Annotated in this window: 1 protein-coding gene; it reads left to right on the top strand. The window is 67.0% G+C overall.

Annotation, left to right across the window (positions count from 1 at the left end):
* The first annotated feature begins 215 nt into the window (after positions 1 to 215).
* Positions 216 to 21,332 carry a PA14 domain-containing protein gene (locus tag RGUI_RS22435; protein ID WP_081534067.1) on the top strand — a complete coding sequence of 7,039 codons (21,117 nt, stop codon included), beginning with the start codon at positions 216 to 218 and terminating at the stop codon, positions 21,330 to 21,332.
* Positions 21,333 to 21,422 lie beyond the last annotated feature (90 nt).

Here is a 21,422-nt window from a genome sequence, read left to right on the forward strand (position 1 = left end):
TGCCTTCCGCCCCTTTTCCAAACCGGGTCTTTCTTCTGTCCTTGGTCCGGGTTTTCCCCGGGGTTTGGCGATTGGAAAGTGGCTGAATTGCCCTTGTTTTTCCAAATTTCGGCCGGGAAGCGGCGATAGGCTGTGTCAACTCAATCCATCACGTCGCCGTCTGTCGAGGGCTCGATCCCCTTGTGCGCGGAGGTCGGTTTCGCGGGTCAACGAGCATGAAGAACGAGTCCGAGCGTCCCCTGGAAATCGTCGATCGATCCGGCTGGCGGGCGCTGTTGCGGGATATGGAGGCCGATGGCGAGCCGGTTCCGGGGCTGTCGCACAAGGTCGATCTGCGCAGCAGCGGCGAGCATGACATCGCCGCGGGCAAGGCGGCGACCTTTGCGGCGCTGTCGGGCACGGTGCGGTACGACTTTGCGCCGCTGGGCGATCTGCTGGCAGAGGATGACGCGACGGGCCCGTTGCGGGTGGCCGCGCCCGATATCGGCAACGCCACGCTCGAGCTGGTCTCGATGCCCGCCGCGGGGGGCGACGCGGGCGCCCCCGACCGGGTCATCGAGGTCGACTGGACCGATGTGGCAAGCTTTTCCGTCACGGGCGGCACGGCGCTCCCCGACACCGTGACCGTCCTGGCGGAGTCGGGCGACAGCCTGCTGTCGACGCTTTTCCACGGCGACGGGGGCGGATCGACCAGCGGTGGTGGCAGCCTCGCCTATCGGGTGCCGCTGCAGGATGTCGACGGGGTCGCGGGGCCCGGCGGCACGGCGCGCCCGTCCGAGGAGGCGCTGAACCACGCCCCCACCGATATCGCGCTGTCGGCCAGTTCGGTGGCCGAGAATGACGCGGGCGCCACGGTCGGCACCCTGACCGTCACCGATCCCGACAGGTTCGACAGTGTCACCTGGGCGGTGGACGATCCGCGGTTCGAGGTCGTCGGCGATGCCCTGAAGCTGAAACCCGGCGAAAGCCTCGACTACGAGGCCGGCGCCGTGACCGTGACGATCACCGCTACCGACGCCGCGGGGGAGAGTTACGACGAGGCCTTCACCATCACGGTGGAGGACATGGCCGAGGATCTGCGCCTGTCCGACACCGGCACGGTCTTCCGGGACACCGGCGTGGCGGAGAACTCGATCACCGGGGGCAGCGGGGATGACACGATCATCGCCCATGACGACGGCGGCGACCTGGATGGCGGCGCCGGGGCCGACAGCCTCGTGGGCGGGGCGGGCGACGATACGCTGACCGGCGGGGCAGGCGATGATACGCTGATCGGCGCCGGCGGCAGCGACACCGCGATCTTCTCCGGCGACCGGGACCAGTACACCATCACCGACAACGGTGACGGGACCTATACGGTGGACGGACCCGACGGGACCGACATCATCACGGATGTGGAATGGCTCGACTTCGGTGACGGGACACGCGCCCTCGATGACGCGCTCAACCACGCGCCGACCGACATCGCGCTCTCGGCCAGTTCGGTGACCGAGAACGACGCGGGCGCCACGGTGGGTACCCTGACCGTCACCGACCCCGACAGTTGGGACAGCGTCAGCTGGTCGGTCGACGATGCCCGGTTCGAGGTCGTGGGCGACACGCTGAAGCTGAAGGCCGGGGACAGCCTGGATTACGAGGCCGGCAATGTCACCGTCACGGTCACCGCGACGGACAGCGAAGGCGCGACCTATGACGAGGCCTTCACGATCACCGTGGGCGACGTGGCCGAGGATATCACGCTGGCCGATGGCGGGGTCAGCTTCACCGACGCGGGCGTGGCGGAGACCTCGATCACCGGCGGCACCGGCGACGACACGATCACCGCCCATGGCGATGGTGGGGACCTTTCGGGCGGCGCGGGCGTGGACAGCCTGATCGGCGCGGCGGGCGACGATACCCTGACCGGCGGGGCCGGGGACGACACGCTGATCGGCGCGGGCGGGTCCGACACCGCGATCTTCTCGGGCAATCGCGACGCCTACACGATCACCGACAACGGCGACGGGACCTACACGGTCGACGGGCCGGACGGCACGGATCTCATCTCCGGCATCGAGACGCTGGTCTTCGACGATGGCAGCCATGCCTTGGCGGACGCGCTCAACCACGCCCCGACCGACATCGCGCTGTCGGCCAGCAGCGTGACCGAGAACGATGCCGGAGCCAGCATCGGCACCCTGACCGTCACCGATCCCGACAGCTGGGACAGCGTCGCCTGGTCGGTCGACGACGCGCGGTTCGAGGTCGTCGGCGACACGCTGAAGCTGAAGGCCGGGGACAGCCTGGATTACGAGGCCGGCAATGTCACCGTCACGGTCACCGCGACCGATGGCGAGGGCGCAACGTACGACGAGGCCTTCACGATCACCGTGGGGGACGTGGCGGAGGATATCGCGCTGGCCGATGGCGGGGTCAGCTTCACCGACGCGGGCGTGGCGGAGACCTCGATCACCGGCGGCACCGGCGACGACACGATCACCGCCCATGGCGATGGTGGGGACCTTTCGGGCGGCGCGGGCGTGGACAGCCTGATCGGCGCGGCGGGCGACGATACCCTGACCGGCGGGGCCGGGGACGACACGCTGATCGGCGCGGGCGGGTCCGACAGTGCGATCTTCTCGGGCAACAGGGACGCCTACACGATCACCGACAATGGCGACGGGACCTATACCGTCGACGGGCCGGACGGCACGGATCTCATCTCCGGCATCGAGACGCTGGTCTTCGACGATGGCAGCCATGCCTTGGCGGATGCGCTCAACCACGCGCCGACCGATATCGCGCTCTCGGCCAGCAGTGTGACCGAGAACGACGCCGGCGCGACGGTCGGCACGCTCACCGTCACCGATCCCGACAGTTGGGACAGCGTCGCCTGGTCGGTCGACGATGCGCGCTTCGAGGTCGTCGGCGACACGCTGAAGCTGAAGGCCGGGGACAGCCTGGATTACGAGGCTGGCAATGTCACCGTCACGGTCACCGCCACGGACGGCGAGGGCGCGACCTATGACGAGGCCTTCACCATCACCGTGGGGGACGTCGCCGAGGATATCGCGCTCGCCGATGGGGGCGTCAGCTTCACCGATGCGGGGGTGGCGGAGACCTCGATCACCGGCGGCACGGGCGATGACACGATCACGGCCCATGACGATGGCGGCGATCTTGACGGCGGGGCCGGGGCGGACAGTCTGACCGGCGCGGGTGGCGACGATACCCTGACCGGCGGCGCGGGCGATGACACGCTGATCGGCGCCGGCGGCAGCGACAGCGCGATCTTCTCGGGCGACCGGGACCAGTACACCATCACCGACAACGGTGACGGGACCTACACGGTCGACGGCCCCGACGGCACGGATCTCATCTCCGGCATCGAGACGCTCGTCTTCGACGATGGCAGCCACGCGCTCGCCGACGCGCTCAACCACGCGCCGACGGATATCGCGCTCTCGGCCAGCAGCGTCACCGAGAACGACGCGGGCGCGACGGTCGGCACCCTGACCGTCACCGATCCCGACAGTTGGGACAGCGTCAGCTGGTCGGTGGACGATGCCCGGTTCGAGGTCGTGGGCGACACGCTGAAGCTGAAGGCCGGGGACAGCCTCGATTACGAGGCCGGGAACGTCACCGTCACGGTCACCGCGACGGACGGCGAGGGGGCAACGTACGACGAGGCCTTCACGATCACCGTGGGCGACGTGGCGGAGGATATCGCGCTGGCCGATGGCGGGGTGAGCTTCACCGATGCGGGCGTGGCGGAGACCTCCATCACCGGCGGCACCGGCGATGACACGATCACGGCCCATGCGGATGGCGGGGACCTTTCGGGCGGGGCCGGGGCCGACAGCCTTGTGGGGGCCGCGGGCGACGACACCCTCACCGGCGGGGCCGGGGACGACACGCTGATCGGCGCGGGCGGCAGTGACACCGCGATCTTCTCGGGCGACCGGGACGCCTACACCATCACCGACAATGGCGACGGGACCTACACCGTCGACGGGCCGGACGGCACGGATCTCATCTCCGGCATCGAGACGCTGGTCTTCGACGATGGCAGCCACGCCTTGGCCGACGCGCTCAACCACGCGCCGACCGATATCGCGCTCTCGGCCAGTTCGGTGACCGAGAACGACGCGGGTGCCACGGTCGGCACCCTGACCGTCACCGATCCCGACAGTTGGGACAGCGTCAGCTGGTCGGTCGACGACGCGCGCTTCGAGGTCGTGGGCGACACGCTGAAGCTGAAGGCCGGGGACAGCCTGGACTACGAGGCCGGGAACGTCACCGTCACGGTGACCGCGACCGATGGTGAGGGCGCCAGTTATGACGAGGCATTCACGATCACCGTGGGCGATGTTGCCGAGGATATCGCGCTCGCCGATGGGGGCGTGGCTTTCTCCGACGCTGGCGTGGCGGAGACCTCCATCACCGGGGGCACCGGCGCCGACACGATCACCGCCCATGGCGATGGCGGGGACCTTTCGGGCGGCGACGGGGCGGACAGCCTGGTCGGCGCCGCGGGCGACGACACGCTGACGGGCGGGTCGGGCGATGATACGCTGATCGGCGCGGGCGGGACGGACACCGCGATCTTCTCGGGCAACCGGGACGCCTACACCATCACCGACAACGGCGACGGCACCTACACGGTGGACGGGCCGGACGGCACGGATCTCATCTCCGGCATCGAAACGCTGGTCTTCGACGATGGCAGCCATGCGCTCGCCGATGCGCTCAACCACGCCCCGACGGATATCGCGCTCTCGGCCAGCAGCGTGACGGAGAACGACGCCGGCGCCACGGTCGGCACCCTGACCGTCACCGATCCCGACAGCTGGGACAGCGTCGCCTGGTCGGTCGACGACGCGCGGTTCGGGGTCGTCGGCGACACGCTGAAGCTGAAGGCCGGGGACAGCCTGGATTACGAGGCCGGCAATGTCACCGTCACGGTCACCGCGACGGACGGCGAGGGCGCGACCTATGACGAGGCCTTCACGATCACCGTGGGCGATGTGGCCGAAGACCTGACGCTCGCCGATGGGGGCGTCAGCTTCACCGACGCGGGCGTGGCGGAGACGAGCATCACCGGCGGCACCGGCGACGACACGATCACCGCCCATGGCGATGGTGGGGACCTTTCGGGCGGCGCGGGCGTGGACAGCCTGATCGGCGCGGCGGGCGACGATACGCTGACCGGCGGGTCGGGCGATGATACGCTGATCGGCGCGGGCGGCAGTGACACGGCGATCTTCTCGGGCGACCGGGACCAGTACACCATCACCGACAATGGCGACGGGACCTACACCGTCGACGGGCCGGACGGCACCGACCTGATCTCCGGCATTGAGACGCTGGTCTTCGACGATGGCAGCCACGCCTTGGCGGACGCGCTCAACCACGCCCCGACGGATATCGCTCTGTCGGCCAGCAGCGTGACCGAGAACGACGCGGGCGCCACGGTCGGCACGCTCACCGTCACCGATCCCGACAGCTGGGACAGTGTGACCTGGTCGGTCGACGATGCCCGCTTCGAGGTCGTGGGCGACACGCTGAAGCTGAAGGCCGGGGACAGCCTCGATTACGAGGCTGGCAACGTCACCGTCACGGTCACCGCGACCGATGGCGAAGGCGCGACATATGACGAGGCCTTCACGATCACCGTGGGCGACGTCGCCGAAGACCTGACGCTCGCCGATGGGGGTGTCGCCTTCACCGATGCGGGCGTGGCGGAGACCTCCATCACCGGCGGCACCGGCGCCGACACGATCACCGCCCATGACGATGGCGGGGACATCGCGGGCGGGGCCGGGGCGGACAGCCTGATCGGCGCGGCGGGCGACGACACGCTGACGGGTGGCGCGGGCGATGACACCCTGATCGGCGCGGGCGGCAGTGACAGTGCGATCTTCTCGGGCGACCGGGACGCCTACACCATCACCGACAATGGCGACGGCACCTACACCGTCGACGGTCCGGACGGGACCGACCTGGTCTCCGGCATCGAGACGCTGGTCTTCGACGATGGCAGCCACGCGCTGGCGGACGCGCTCAACCATGCCCCGACCGACATCGCGCTCTCGGCCAGCAGCGTGACGGAGAACGACGCCGGCGCGACGGTCGGCACCCTGACCGTCACCGATCCCGACAGTTGGGACAGCGTCGCCTGGTCGGTCGACGATGCCCGGTTCGAGGTCGTGGGCGACACGCTGAAGCTGAAGGCCGGGGACAGCCTGGACTACGAGGCCGGGAACGTCACCGTCACGGTCACCGCGACCGACGGCGAAGGCGTAACCTATGACGAGGCCTTCACGATCACCGTGGGCGACGTGGCCGAAGACCTGGCGCTCGCCGATGGGGGCGTGGTCTTCACCGATGCGGGCGTGGCGGAGACCTCCATCACCGGGGGCACCGGCGACGACACGATCACCGCCCATGCGGATGGCGGGGACATCGACGGCGGGGCGGGCCACGATACCCTGATTGGCGGGGCCGGAAACGATACCCTGCAAGGGGGCGATGACGGGGACGTTCTGAGTGGCGGGGCCGGTGACGATGAGATCGCCGGTGGCACGGGGTTCGATGTCCTCGACGGGGGCGCGGGCGACGATACGCTGCTCGGGGATGCCGGCAAGGACACTTTGACCGGCGGCGATGGCGCCGACAGCCTTTTTGGTGGTGGCTGGGACGATGTCCTGAGCGGTGAAGACGGGGACGACAGCCTGTTCGGTGAGAACGGCAAGGATACGCTGAGCGGTGGCGCGGGCGACGACCTGCTGGATGGCGGGACCTATCACGACGTTCTGGACGGCGGCGCGGACAACGATACGCTGCTGGGCGGGGACGGTATGGATACGCTGCTTGGCGGGGACGGAAACGACAGCCTCGACGGAGGCACCTGGAATGACAGTCTCGACGGCGGAGCGGGGGACGATACCCTGATCGGCGGGCTTGGCGTCGATACGCTGCTGGGCGGGGACGGCGCCGACAGCCTTGAGGGCAACGACTATGGCGATGTCCTGGCCGGGGAGGCCGGGGACGACACGCTGGACGGGGGCGCCGGGGACGACACGCTTGTGGGCGGTACCGGGGATGACACCATCGACGGCGGGGACGACACCGATACCGCGGTCTATTCCGGACCGCTGGCGGACTATGCGATTGTCGATGACGGGGCGGGCACGTTCACGATCACCGACCTGAACGCGGCCGATGGCGATGACGGGAGCGATACGGTCCGGAATGTCGAGAGTTTCGTGTTCGATGGCACGACCTATTCCGAGGCGGAGATTGCGACCGAAGCCGCCCGTCAGGCCAATACCGCGCCGGGGCTTGCCAGCATCGCCAGCGGTGGAACGGTTGTCGAGGATGCCACGGCCGGGACGGTCGCCGCGACCCTGGATGCGACGGATGTCGACGGCGATGCGCTGACCTACACGCTGACCGATGCGGGCGGCACGCCGGTGACGTCCTCTTTCTTTGAGATCGTCGGCAACGAGCTGCGCGTCAAGGCGGGCGCGCCCCTCGATTTCGAGACGGCCGATAGCCTGACGCTCTATGTGACAGCGTCCGACGCGTTCGAGACATCCGCCCCGAACGCCATCACGATCTCGGTCACGGATGCAGCGGAAACGATCCAACTGGCCGATGGCGGCGTGGCGTTCACAGATATCAGTGTCGCCGAAACGGCGATTTCCGGCGGCACCGGGGATGACACGATCACCGCCCATGACGACGGTGGCACCCTGTCCGGGGGCGACGGGGCCGACAGCCTTCTGGGGGCCATGGGGGACGACAGCCTGTCCGGCGATGCGGGCAACGATTTCCTGGACGGGCAGGAGGGGGCGGATACGCTCACCGGCGGTGAGGGCGACGACACCCTCTATGGGCGCGACGGGGCGGACAGCCTTGTCGGTGGCGATGGCGACGATCTCCTCCATGGCGGGGATCAGGACGACACGCTTGCCGGCGATGCCGGGCAGGACACGCTGAGTGGCGGCGACGGGAACGACAGCCTTGTCGGCGGCGGCGACAACGATCTTCTGTCTGGGGGAAGCGGGGACGATACCCTGCTGGGGGAGGCCGGTGACGACGACCTTCAGGGATCCTTCGGTGATGACGTTCTGTCGGGCGGCGACGGTCAGGACACGCTGAGCGGTTGGTCGGACGACGACACCCTGACCGGCGGCGCGGGCGATGATACCATCTCAGGCGGCGATGGGATGGATACCGCGATCTTCTCGGGCGACCGGGACGCCTACACGATCACCGACAACGGCGACGGGACCTATACGGTCGACGGCCCGGATGGCACCGACCTGGTCTCGGGCATCGAAACGCTGGTCTTCGACGATGGCAGCCACGCGCTCGCCGACGCGATCAACCACGCGCCGACGGATATCGCGCTCTCGGCCAGCAGCGTCACCGAGAACGACGCGGGCGCGACGGTGGGCACCCTGACCGTCACCGACCCCGACAGCTGGGACAGCGTGAGCTGGTCGGTCGACGACGCCCGGTTCGAGGTGGTGGGCGACACGCTGAAGCTGAAGGCGGGCGACAGCCTGGATTACGAGGCCGGCAATGTCACCGTCACGGTCACCGCGACGGACAGCGAAGGCGCGACCTATGACGAGGCCTTCACGATCACCGTGGGCGACGTGGCCGAGGATATCACGCTCGCCGATGGGGGCGTCAGCTTCACCGATGCGGGCGTGGCGGAGACCTCGATCACCGGGGGCACCGGGGATGACACGATCACCGCCCATGCGGATGGCGGGGACCTTTCGGGCGGCGCCGGGGCCGACAGCCTTGTGGGCGCCGCGGGCGACGATACGCTCACCGGCGGCGCCGGGGACGACACGCTTGAGGGCGCGGGCGGGTCCGACACCGCGATCTTCTCGGGCAATCGCGACGCCTACACGATCACCGACAACGGCGACGGGACCTACACGGTCGACGGGCCGGACGGCACGGATCTCATCTCCGGCATCGAGACGCTGGTCTTCGACGATGGCAGCCATGCCTTGGCGGACGCGCTCAACCACGCCCCGACCGACATCGCGCTGTCGGCCAGCAGCGTCACCGAGAACGACGCGGGCGCGACGGTCGGCACCCTGACCGTCACCGATCCCGACAGTTGGGACAGCGTCAGCTGGTCGGTGGACGATGCCCGGTTCGAGGTCGTGGGCGACACGCTGAAGCTGAAGGCCGGGGACAGCCTCGATTACGAGGCCGGCAATGTCACCGTGACGGTCACCGCGACCGATGGCGAGGGCGCGACCTATGACGAGGCGTTCACGATCACCGTGGGGGACGTGGCCGAAGACCTGACGCTCGCCGATGGGGGCGTGGCCTTCACCGACATCGGGGTCGCAGAGACGAGCATCACGGGCGGCACCGGGGATGACACGATCACGGCCCATGCCGATGGCGGGGACATCGACGGCGGCGCCGGGGCGGACAGCCTGATCGGCGCGGCGGGCGACGACACGCTGACGGGTGGCGCGGGCGATGACACCCTGATCGGCGCGGGCGGCAGTGACAGTGCGATCTTCTCGGGCGACCGGGACGCCTACACCATCACCGACAATGGCGACGGCACCTACACCGTCGACGGTCCGGACGGGACCGACCTGGTCTCCGGCATCGAGACGCTGGTCTTCGACGATGGCAGCCACGCGCTGGCGGACGCGCTCAACCATGCCCCGACCGACATCGCGCTCTCGGCCAGTTCCGTGACCGAGAACGACGCCGGCGCCCCGGTCGGCGCCCTGACCGTGACCGACCCCGACAGCTGGGACAGCGTGAGCTGGTCGGTCGACGATGCGCGCTTCGAGGTCGTGGGCGACACGCTGAAGCTGAAGGCCGGGGACAGCCTGGATTACGAGGCCGGCAATGTCACCGTCACGGTCACCGCGACCGATGGCGAGGGCGCAACGTACGACGAGGCCTTCACGATCACCGTGGGGGACGTGGCGGAGGATATCGCGCTGGCCGATGGCGGGGTCAGCTTCACCGACGCGGGCGTGGCGGAGACGAGCATCACCGGCGGCACCGGCGACGACACGATCACCGCCCATGCCGATGGCGGGGACATCGACGGCGGCGCCGGGGCGGACAGCCTGGTCGGCGCGGCGGGCGACGATACCCTGACCGGCGGCGCAGGCGACGACACCCTGATCGGCGCGGGCGGCAGTGACAGCGCGATCTTCTCGGGCAATCGCGACGCCTACACGATCACCGACAACGGCGACGGGACCTACACCGTCGACGGGCCGGACGGGACCGACCTGATCTCCGGCATCGAGACGCTGGTCTTCGACGACGGCAGCCATGCGCTGGCCGATGCGCTCAACCACGCGCCGACGGACATCGCGCTCTCGGCCAGCTCCGTGACGGAGAACGATGCGGGCGCCACGGTCGGCACGCTGACCGTGACCGACCCCGACAGCTGGGACAGCGTGAGTTGGTCGGTCGACGATGCGCGGTTCGAGGTCGTGGGCGACACGCTGAAGCTGAAGGCCGGGGACAGCCTCGATTACGAGGCCGGGAACGTCACCGTCACGGTCACCGCGACGGACGGCGAGGGCGCGACATACGACGAGGCCTTCACGATCACCGTGGGCGACGTCGCCGAGGATATCGCGCTGGCCGACGGGGGCGTCAGCTTCACCGATGCGGGCGTGGCGGAGACGAGCATCACCGGCGGCACGGGCGACGACACGATCACCGCCCATGCGGATGGCGGGGACCTTTCGGGCGGCGACGGGGCGGACAGCCTGACCGGGGCGGCGGGCGACGACACGCTGACCGGCGGGGCCGGGGATGACACCCTGATCGGCGCGGGCGGCAGCGACAGCGCGATCTTCTCGGGCAATCGCGACGCCTACACGATCACCGACAATGGTGACGGCACCTATACGGTCGACGGGCCGGATGGCACGGATCTGATCTCCGGCATCGAAACGCTGGTCTTCGACGATGGCAGCCATGCCTTGGCCGACGCGCTCAACCACGCCCCGACCGACATCGCGCTCTCGGCCAGCAGCGTGACGGAGAACGACGCCGGCGCCACGGTCGGCACCCTGACCGTCACCGATCCCGACAGTTGGGACAGCGTCGCCTGGTCGGTCGACGACGCCCGGTTCGAGGTCGTCGGCGACACGCTGAAGCTGAAGGCCGGGGACAGCCTGGACTACGAGGCCGGCAATGTCACCGTCACGGTCACCGCGACGGACGGCGAGGGGGCCAGTTATGACGAGGCCTTCACGATCACCGTCGGGGATGTGGCGGAGGATATCGCGCTCGCCGATGGGGGCGTGGCCTTCACCGATGCGGGCGTGGCGGAGACATCGATCACCGGCGGCACCGGCGACGACACGATCACCGCCCACGGCGACGGCGGGGACCTCGACGGTGGCGCCGGGGCGGACAGCCTGACCGGGGCGGCGGGCGACGACACGCTGACCGGCGGGGCCGGGGATGACACCCTGATCGGCGCGGGCGGCAGCGACAGCGCGATCTTCTCGGGCGACCGGGACGCCTACACGATCACCGACAACGGCGACGGGACCTATACGGTGGACGGCCCGGACGGCACGGATCTCATCTCCGGGATCGAAACGCTGGTCTTCGACGATGGCAGCCATGCCTTGGCCGACGCGCTCAACCACGCCCCGACCGACATCGCGCTCTCGGCCAGCAGCGTGACGGAGAACGACGCCGGCGCCACGGTCGGCACCCTGACCGTCACCGATCCCGACAGCTGGGACAGCGTCGCCTGGTCGGTCGACGACGCGCGGTTCGAGGTCGTCGGCGACACGCTGAAGCTGAAGGCCGGGGACAGCCTGGATTACGAGGCCGGCAATGTCACCGTCACGGTCACCGCGACCGATGGCGAGGGCGCAACGTACGACGAGGCCTTCACGATCACCGTGGGGGACGTGGCGGAGGATATCGCGCTGGCCGATGGCGGGGTCAGCTTCACCGACGCGGGCGTGGCGGAGACCTCGATCACCGGCGGCACCGGCGACGACACGATCACCGCCCATGGCGATGGTGGGGACCTTTCGGGCGGCGCGGGCGTGGACAGCCTGATCGGCGCGGCGGGCGATGACACGCTGACCGGCGGGGCCGGGGACGACACCCTGATCGGCGCGGGCGGCAGTGACACGGCGATCTTCTCGGGCGACCGGGACCAGTACACCATCACGGACAACGGCGACGGCACCTATACCGTCGACGGGCCGGACGGCACGGATCTCATCTCCGGCATCGAGACGCTGGTCTTCGACGATGGCAGCCATGCCTTGGCGGATGCGCTCAACCACGCGCCGACCGATATCGCGCTCTCGGCCAGCAGTGTGACCGAGAACGACGCCGGCGCGACGGTCGGCACGCTCACCGTCACCGATCCCGACAGCTGGGACAGCGTGAGCTGGTCGGTCGACGACGCCCGGTTCGAGGTGGTGGGCGACACGCTGAAGCTGAAGGCGGGCGACAGCCTGGATTACGAGGCCGGCAATGTCACCGTCACGGTCACCGCGACGGACAGCGAAGGCGCGACCTATGACGAGGCCTTCACGATCACCGTGGGCGACGTGGCCGAGGATATCGCGCTCGCCGATGGGGGCGTCAGCTTCACCGATGCAGGCGTGGCGGAGACCTCGATCACCGGGGGCACCGGGGATGACACGATCACCGCCCATGCGGATGGCGGGGACCTCGACGGCGGCGCCGGCGCCGACAGCCTGGTCGGCGCGGCGGGCGACGACACGCTGACCGGCGGCGCCGGGGACGACACCCTGATCGGTGGCGCGGGATCCGACACGTTCCTGATCGCAGATGGCTTTGGCGCCGATACCATCACCGGTGGCGAGGGCGGCAGCGACGACGACGTGATCGACCTCTCGGCGCTCACCGGGCCGGTGACGGTGACCTATACCGGCGACGAGGCCGGGACGATCACCGATGGCAGCGACACCATCACCTTCTCCGAGGTCGAGAGGCTGATCCTGACCGATGGCGGAGATGCGGTCTATGGCGGGGCGGACAGCGTGGGGCTGGATGTCTCGGCGGGCGCGGGCGACGACACGCTGGTTGGCGGGTCCGGGGCCGATACGATCGATGCCGGTGCGGGCGATGACCGTCTGATCGGCGGGGCGGGCGACGACAGCCTTCTGGGCGGGGCGGGCGACGACACGTTCTATACCGGGGCCGGGGCGGACACGATGCTGGGCGGCACCGGCTATGACTCCTTCTATGTGGCCGACGGGTTCGACGGGGACGTGATCGATTTCGGCGGCGATGAGATCGTCCAGGATGGGGGCAGCTATACCGAGTATCTGAGCTTCTTTGCGGTCACGACCGCGGTCGACATCGTCTTTACCTCCGGCACGGGCGGGACTGCGACATCGGCGGGGGGCGAGACGCTGACCTTTGCCAACGTGGATGGGTTCGAGGGGCCCTCTGGCGTGGGCGGAACCTTCGATGCCTCGCTTGCGGACTGGGATGTCTATTTCCTGGATTATGGCGGCATGACATCTGTTGTCGGCTCTGCCTATGACGACATTCTTGGTGCCTACGGCGTGGGCGCGACCGACCGGTATTACGACGGCGGCGCGGGCAACGACACGATCGACACCGGCGATGGCGATGACACGATCCTGGGCGGGGACGGCGATGACAGCATCGTCGCGCGGGGCGGCGCGGATTCGATCGATCTGGGCGCGGGCGACGACACGGTCGATGCGGGCGAGGGCGCTGACACGATTTCCGGCGGGGCGGGGAACGACTCGCTGGTCGGGGGCGACGACGGGGATACGTTCCTTGTCGAGGATGGCTTCGGCGCCGATACCATCACGGGCGGCGAGGGTGTCAGCACCGGCACCGATGACGACACGCTGGACATGTCCGCCCTGACCTCGGGCGTGACGGTGGTGCTGAGCGGCGCAGAGGCCGGGACCGTTACCGATGGTTCCGACACGCTCAGCTTTTCCGAGATCGAAGATTTCGTTCTGACCGATCAGGCCGACGATTTCGATGCAAGCGCCATCGCGGCGGCGGTCGATGTGCAGGGCGGTGGCGGCAACGATACGCTGGCCGGCGGGTCCGGCGACGACACGATTGCCGGTGGCACCGGGGCCGACAGTCTGCTCGGCAATGACGGCGACGATACCTTTGTTGTCGAGGACGGCTATGGCGCCGACACGATCATCGGCGGCGAAAGCGGCGAGACGCTGGGCGACCGGATCGACCTGTCGGCGCTGACCAGCGGGGTCACGGTTCACTACGATGCCAGCGAAGAGGGCACGGTCAACGATGGCAGCGACACCCTGACCTTCCACGAGGTCGAGCGGTTCACCCTGACCGACCAGGCGGATTTCTTTACCTCGGGCTCCGACACCGTCGGTCATGAGGTCGACGCAGGCGCGGGCAATGACACGGTCTGGGCCGGGTTGGCCGCCGACACGATCTATGGGGGCGCAGGCGCGGACGAGATCTATGCCGATGCCGGGGACGACCTGATCTATGGCGGCATCGGCGATGACGAGGTCGGCGGCGACGCGGGCGACGATACCGTTTACGGCGACGCGGGCGACGACCTTGTCGAGGGCGGTAGCGGCGATGACGTGCTTTATGGCGGTGCCGGCGCGGACTCCATCACCGGCAACGCGGATGCCGACACGATCATCATGGAGGACGGCTTCGGCGCCGATACGATCCAGGGCGGTGAGACCGGCAATGACGACGACACGCTGGACCTGTCGGCGCTGACCGCAGGGGTCACCGTCACCTATACCGGCAACGAGAAAGGCACGCTGACCGACGGCAGCGACACGGCCACATTCTCGCAGATCGAGCATGTCACCCTGACCGATCAGGCCGATACCCTGAATGCCGGGGCCGACAGCGTTGGCGTGGATATCGATGCCGGTGCGGGCGACGACGCGATCACCGGGGGGACGGGCGATGACACCCTGACCGGCGGGGAAGGCGATGATACGCTGGACGGCGGCTCTGGCACCGACACGGCGGTCTTCTCGGGCGATCTTGCAGATTACGATCTGGTCGACAATGGCGGTGGCAGTTTCACCATCACCGATACCAATACGGCGGATGGCGACGACGGCACCGACCTGGTTTCGGACATCGAGATCTTCGACTTCAACGGGACGACCTATACCGCGGCCGATATCGCCGACGAAATCGCGCGTCGCGGGAATACCGCGCCGGACGCGCCCAGCGTCGCCTCTGGCGGAACGGTCTATGAGGACGCCGTGGCGGGCGATGTCGTGGTGACGCTGACCGCGACCGATGCCGACGGCGACCCGATCACCTATACGATCACCGATTCCGGCGGCACGCCGGTCGCCAATTCAGAGTTCGAGATCGTGGGCGACGAGATCCGGGTGAAGACCGGCGCGAGCTTCGACTATGAAACCGATGCGGCCACCCGCACGATTTATGTCAAGGCGTCGGATGCTTTCGAAGACTCGTCACCGACACAGATCGACATCGCGATTGTCGACGTGGCCGAAAACCTGACCCTGACGGGGGGGGGAAGCTTTACCGATACCGGCGTGGCGGAAACATCGATCACCACCGACGATTTCGACTATGACATCGAAATCCAGACGACCGGGTCCAGCATTCTGACCGGCGCGGGCACCGACACGGTCACCGGTGGAGCGGGCTATGACAATATTCGCCTCGGCGACGGCGACGACATCGCCTATGGCGGTGACGGGACGGACATTCTGTACGGCCATGCGGGCAATGACACGCTCTATGGCGAAGCTGGCAACGACTACCTCTACGGCAACGACGACAACGACGTGCTCTATGGCGGTCTGGGCGACGACTATCTTGGCGGGTTCGACGGCGACGACACGCTTTACGGCGGGGATGGCACCGACAAGGCCCATTTCGAAGCCGATGTCGAAGACCATATCTTCACGCTGAACGGCGATGGCAGCATCACCGTCGACAACGCGTTTGACCTTTACGTGTTCGATAACGGCACCGACACGCTCTACGATGTCGAGATCGGGCGGTTCCACAATATCGACTATACGTTCAAGCTTGGCACCACGGGCAATGACAGCCTCACCGGGACGGCTGCGAACGACCTGATCCTCGCCAGCAACGGGGACGACACGATCGAGGGCGGCGCCGGGGAAGACTTCATCGAGGGCGGCATCGGGACCGACACGGTCGTCTATTCCGGCAATGTCGGTGACTTCGAGATCGACTTCAACGTCTTCTCAACCTACCTGACGCTGGTCGACACCAATACAGGCGACGGGCTGGACGAAGGCACCGACTTCCTGTCGAATGTCGAATATATCCAGTTCGCCGACGCGACCTATACGGTCACGGTTTCCTCCGGAACGGTGACGGGCGGCGCGGGCCATGACATCATCGCCGGCACGCTGGGCGATGAGGTGTTCGATGGCGGCGACGGCAACGACATCCTCTTTGGCGAAAGCGGCGATGACTCTCTGACCGGCGGCGCGGGCGACGACACGATTCATGCGGGCACCGGCACTGATACGGTGACCGGCGGCGCAGGCGACGACTGGATCGAGGTCGAAACCATCGACACCGTCGTGTTCTCGGGCAACCGGGCCGATTACACGGTTACCGACAATGGCGATGGCACCTATACGGTGACCGACACCAATAGCGGCGACGGCGATGACGGCACCGACCTGATCTCCGGCGCGCCGATTCTTCAGTTCGCCGATGTCACGCTGGATGCGGCCGATGCGATCAACAGCGCGCCGACCGATATTTCGCTGTCCTCCAGCAACGTGGCCGAGAACGACACCGCCGCCAGCATCGGCACCCTGTCGGTGACCGATGCGGATTCCTGGGACACCGTCGACTGGTCGGTTGACGATGCCCGGTTCGAGGTCGTCGGCAATACGCTGAAGCTGAAAGACGGCGAAAGCCTCGACTTCGAAACGGAGACCAGCGTCAGCGTCACCGTGACCGCCACCGATGCGGAAGGCGAAACCTATGACGAGGCGTTCACCATCACCGTGGACGACACGGCAGAGGATCTTACGCTGGCCGATGGCGGGGTCAGCTTTACCGATACAGGTGTCACCGAAACCTCCATCACCGGGGGGGCGGGCGACGACACCATCACCGGGCTGGAGAACAGCACGACAAGCGCGTTCGTCTACGAATTCTACGAACTGGACGATGCCGCGGCGTCCCTGACGAGCCTTGCAGAGGCCGGTTTCAACGACCGGGGCGCCAGTTTGCTGACCCCGGTGGCGACCGGCGTGACGGATGCGATCGACGTCGCGGCGCTGGAAAGCGCGCATGGGACAGATGGTCAGACCTTCGGCGTGAAATACACCACGACCCTGACGGTCACCACCGCCGGGACCTACGAATTCTCGCTGACCTCCGACGATGGGTCGATGCTGTTCATCGACGGAGAGTTGGTCATCGATAATGATGGCAACCACTCGGCCTGGAATATCGTTGACGACCACGTTCTGACGTCCGGCGAGCATGTGATCGAGGTGATCTTCTACGAGGAAACCGGGGTCCATTCCCTCGACCTGACCGTGTCGGGTGCGGATACCGGGAACGTACATACCGCGCTTCAGGACATGGATGTGGCTGCCAGCCTTGGCAGCACGTTCGAGGGCGGGTCGGGCAATGACCTGATCACCGGCAGCGACAGTTTCGAGACGGCCGTATTCGACGCGTCGATTGGCGATTTCAGCTTCTCTCTCGACGGGTCCGGCGATCTTGTGGTGCAGGACGACGTGCCCACGCAGATGGGCACCGACACGCTGAGCGGGATCGAGCGGGTGGCCTTCGCCGATGCGACCGTGACGACCGCCGATGCCCTGTTGGCCTCGGAAGGTGAAAACGGCACCGCGACGGCGGATATCCTGCTGGGCTCGGACGCGGCGGATACGCTGGACGGCGACGATGGCGGCGACCTGATCGCGGCGGGCGCGGGCGATGACAGCATAACCGGCGGGATGGGCGCCGACACGATCTTCGGCGGCATGGGCGACGACGTGATCGAGGGCGGCGTCGTCGGCTCCGTTGGCATCGGCGGCGATGGCACTCAGGGCGAAACCTGGTCGGTGATCTATCTCGGCACGGCGGCAGATGTCGATACGGACGAACATAACGGCCTCAGCGAGAGCCCCAATGACCTGCTGGGCACCTATGGCGGGGTCGGGAGCGAACTCTACACCCAGATCATGGAGGCTTCGGGCGACGACGTCGACGGTGACGGCAAGATCGAAGATGACGACGATGGGACGCCAGAGACCTTCACGGTAGACGGCGTCGACAAGGTCATCGACTCCCTGCAAAGCTATTCCGCCACGGTGACCTTCACCGACGGGACGACGGGGTCGTTTACGGCGGTCGTCGTGCAGACCACGGACGGCAGGCTGTACCTAGCACCGCCCCAGAGCACCGGTGCCGATGCAGACCTGCTGAGCAGCAAACCGATCCAGTCGATTTCGCTCGATTCCTTCATAAGCCCCGGCCCGGTCACCAATGTCTATCTTGCCGATGACCGCGTGGATGTCGATTACAAGATCTTCGCCGATCTCGACGGATCGGACGACGTCCTATCGGGCGGCGCTGGCAACGACACGATCAATTATGGGGACGGGAACAACACCGTCTACGGCGGCGACGGCGACGACCAGATCGACGACATCTATGGCGCCAACGTGTCCGGTGACGATTATGTCGATGCCGGGGCCGGCAATGACCTTGTTTGGACAGGGTATGGCGCCGACACCATCATCGGCGGCACCGGCAACGACATCATGTCGGGCGAGGAAGATGCCGACACCTTTGTCATCGAGGACGACTTCGGCAACGATATCATCATCGGCGGCGGAAACGCCTCGACCGGGATCGACTGGGACGTCGTCGATGCCTCTGCCGTGACCGACGATCTGACCGTGACCTTCAGCAACGATACCGACGGTACGTTCACCGACGGTGTGTACACGGCCACCTTTACCGGGATCGAGGAAGTCAGGCTCGGTTCCGGGGCCGATCTGGTCGATGGCACGGCCAATACCACCGGGATCGACATCTCGGCCGGGGCCGGCGATGACACGATCAACGGGGGGGACGGCGACGACACGATCGAAGGCGGCGAAGGCGATGATGTCATCGACGTCGGCAACGGTACCGATACCGTGGTCTGGGCCGGTGATGTCGCGGATTTCGCCATCGTAGACCTTGGCGGCGGCACCTTCTCGATCACCGACCTGAACACCGCCGATGGCGATGAGGGCACCGATACGGTGACGGATGCCGAGCGGTTCAGCTTTGGCGGGACCGTCTATTCCAGTACGGATATGAGCCTGCTCAGCGGGGAAAGCATCGATTTCACGGGATGGAGCCTGATGGGCGCCACCCCCGGCGTGACGGCCACGGCCGCGACCGCCAGCCTGCACGACACGTCGGGCGACATCACCTATACCATGACCGACGCCTCGGGCCTGTTCACGATGGACAGCGCCACCGGCGAGATCTCTCTGAAGATCGCGGGCGGGATGAGCTGGGGCGCGACCAACACCCCGGCGGACTGGTTCGACGGTGTTTCGTTCACCGATACCAACATCTCGGGCGACTTTGCCGATCTGGACGGCGACGGGGATCTTGATGCGGTCATGGGCGATGCCGATGGCAACATCTATTTCCTTGAGAACGTCGGCACCGCGACCTCGCCCGATTTCGTCAACCGCGGAGAAAGCTATTTCCTGATCGGCGGCCAGACGATGGACGACCTGATCGCGGGCAGCGATCCGGTCTCGGTCCAGCTTGCCGATATCGACAATGACGGCGACATCGACATCCTTGTGCAGGAAGAAGACGATGAGCTGTTCTTCTTCGAAAACACCGGCACCGCAACTTCGGCCAGCTTTGCCGCCCCTGTCGAAGACCCGTTCGCCATCGACGACAACGACGACAACTATCGCGGGGTCTTTGCCGATCTCGATAACGATGGCGATCTGGACTATTTCGTCGGTCAGCTTGACGGTTCGGTCCGCTATTACGAGAACACCGGCACGGCCGAGAGCCCGACCTATGCCGACCCTGTGACCAACCCGTTCGGCCTGTCGGGCCTTACGGTGGCCAATCTCGACCCCGTGCTGATCGATCTGGACGGTGACGGCGACCTGGACCTGGGGCTCGCCAATGCGGATGGCGTGAAGATCTATTACATGAACACCGGCACCGCAGAGGTCGCCGATTTCAGCAGCGGTGGTGTCGCGGTCAGCGGGTTGAGCGCGGGCGACGGGGTGATGTCTGCCGACCTCGACAGCGACGGCGACGAAGATGTCCTGGTGTCCGACAACTCAACCAGTTTCGACTGGTACACGAACAACGCCCCGACGGCGTTCAACGGGTCTGCCGTGCAGACCTATACCGTGACGATCGAGGCCTCCAGCGACACCGGTTACAGCATCAGCGAGGATGTCACCTTCAGCCACGGCACGACGTCGGGCGACGCAATTGGCGCTACCGCGAACGACGACGTGATATACGGGCTCGACGGCGACGATACGATGGCGGGCGGCATCGGCGATGACTGGATCGATGGCGGCGACGGGGCCGACAGGGTCATCTTCGGCGGCGACGCGTCGGATTTCACCTTCGCCTACGATTCCGTCACCGGGACATTGCAGATCACCGACACCGATACCGCCGATGGCCTGGACGAAGGCAGCGACACGATCTCGAATGTCGAAACGCTCCGCTTCAACGGCGTCGACTACGATGTCACAACGCTGAATGACGGTGGCGACACCTTCGCCGGAGTTGGAACCGACAACGATATCGTGCTGGGCGGCGACGGCGCCGACGTGATCAACGGCAATGACGGGGACGATGTGATGTTCTCGGCCGGCGGCGATGACACGGTCATCGGCGGAACCGGCGACGACCAGTTGTATGGCGGCGACGGGGCGGACGATCTGACCGGGAATGCCGGTGACGACTATTTCGTCGGCGGGGCTGGCGATGACACGATGCAGGGCGATGACGGCGACGATACGTTCCTGATCCTGGCCGGACAGGGCGCCGACAGCGTTGTCGGCGGCGGCAACGGCTGGACCGACATCATCGACATGGGCAGCGCGGGCGGCACGATCACCGTTTCGGGGCAGGACATCATCGGCGATGGCTGGGTTGCCACCATCGACGGGGGGGATTCGATCCTCAGCGACGGGGACGGATTCGCGATCCTCAGCGAGGATGCGGCCGGGACAATCGTGTTCGACGCCGGTGGCACCGTGTCGTTCCAGGGGATCGAGCAGCTGAACTGGTAGTCGGTGTGCATTCCCTTGATGAAATAGACGGCATTTTCACGATCCGCGGCCAATTTAACGATTGATCCATGTGCATGGCCCATCACGGAG

Source organism: Rhodovulum sp. P5, from assembly GCF_002079305.1.
GTDB lineage: Bacteria > Pseudomonadota > Alphaproteobacteria > Rhodobacterales > Rhodobacteraceae > Rhodovulum.

Coding starts and splice junctions, on each gene's coding strand:
- RGUI_RS22435 (WP_081534067.1), top strand. CDS start 216: ATGAAGAACGAGTCCGAGCGTCCCCTGGAAATCGTCGATCGATCCGGC.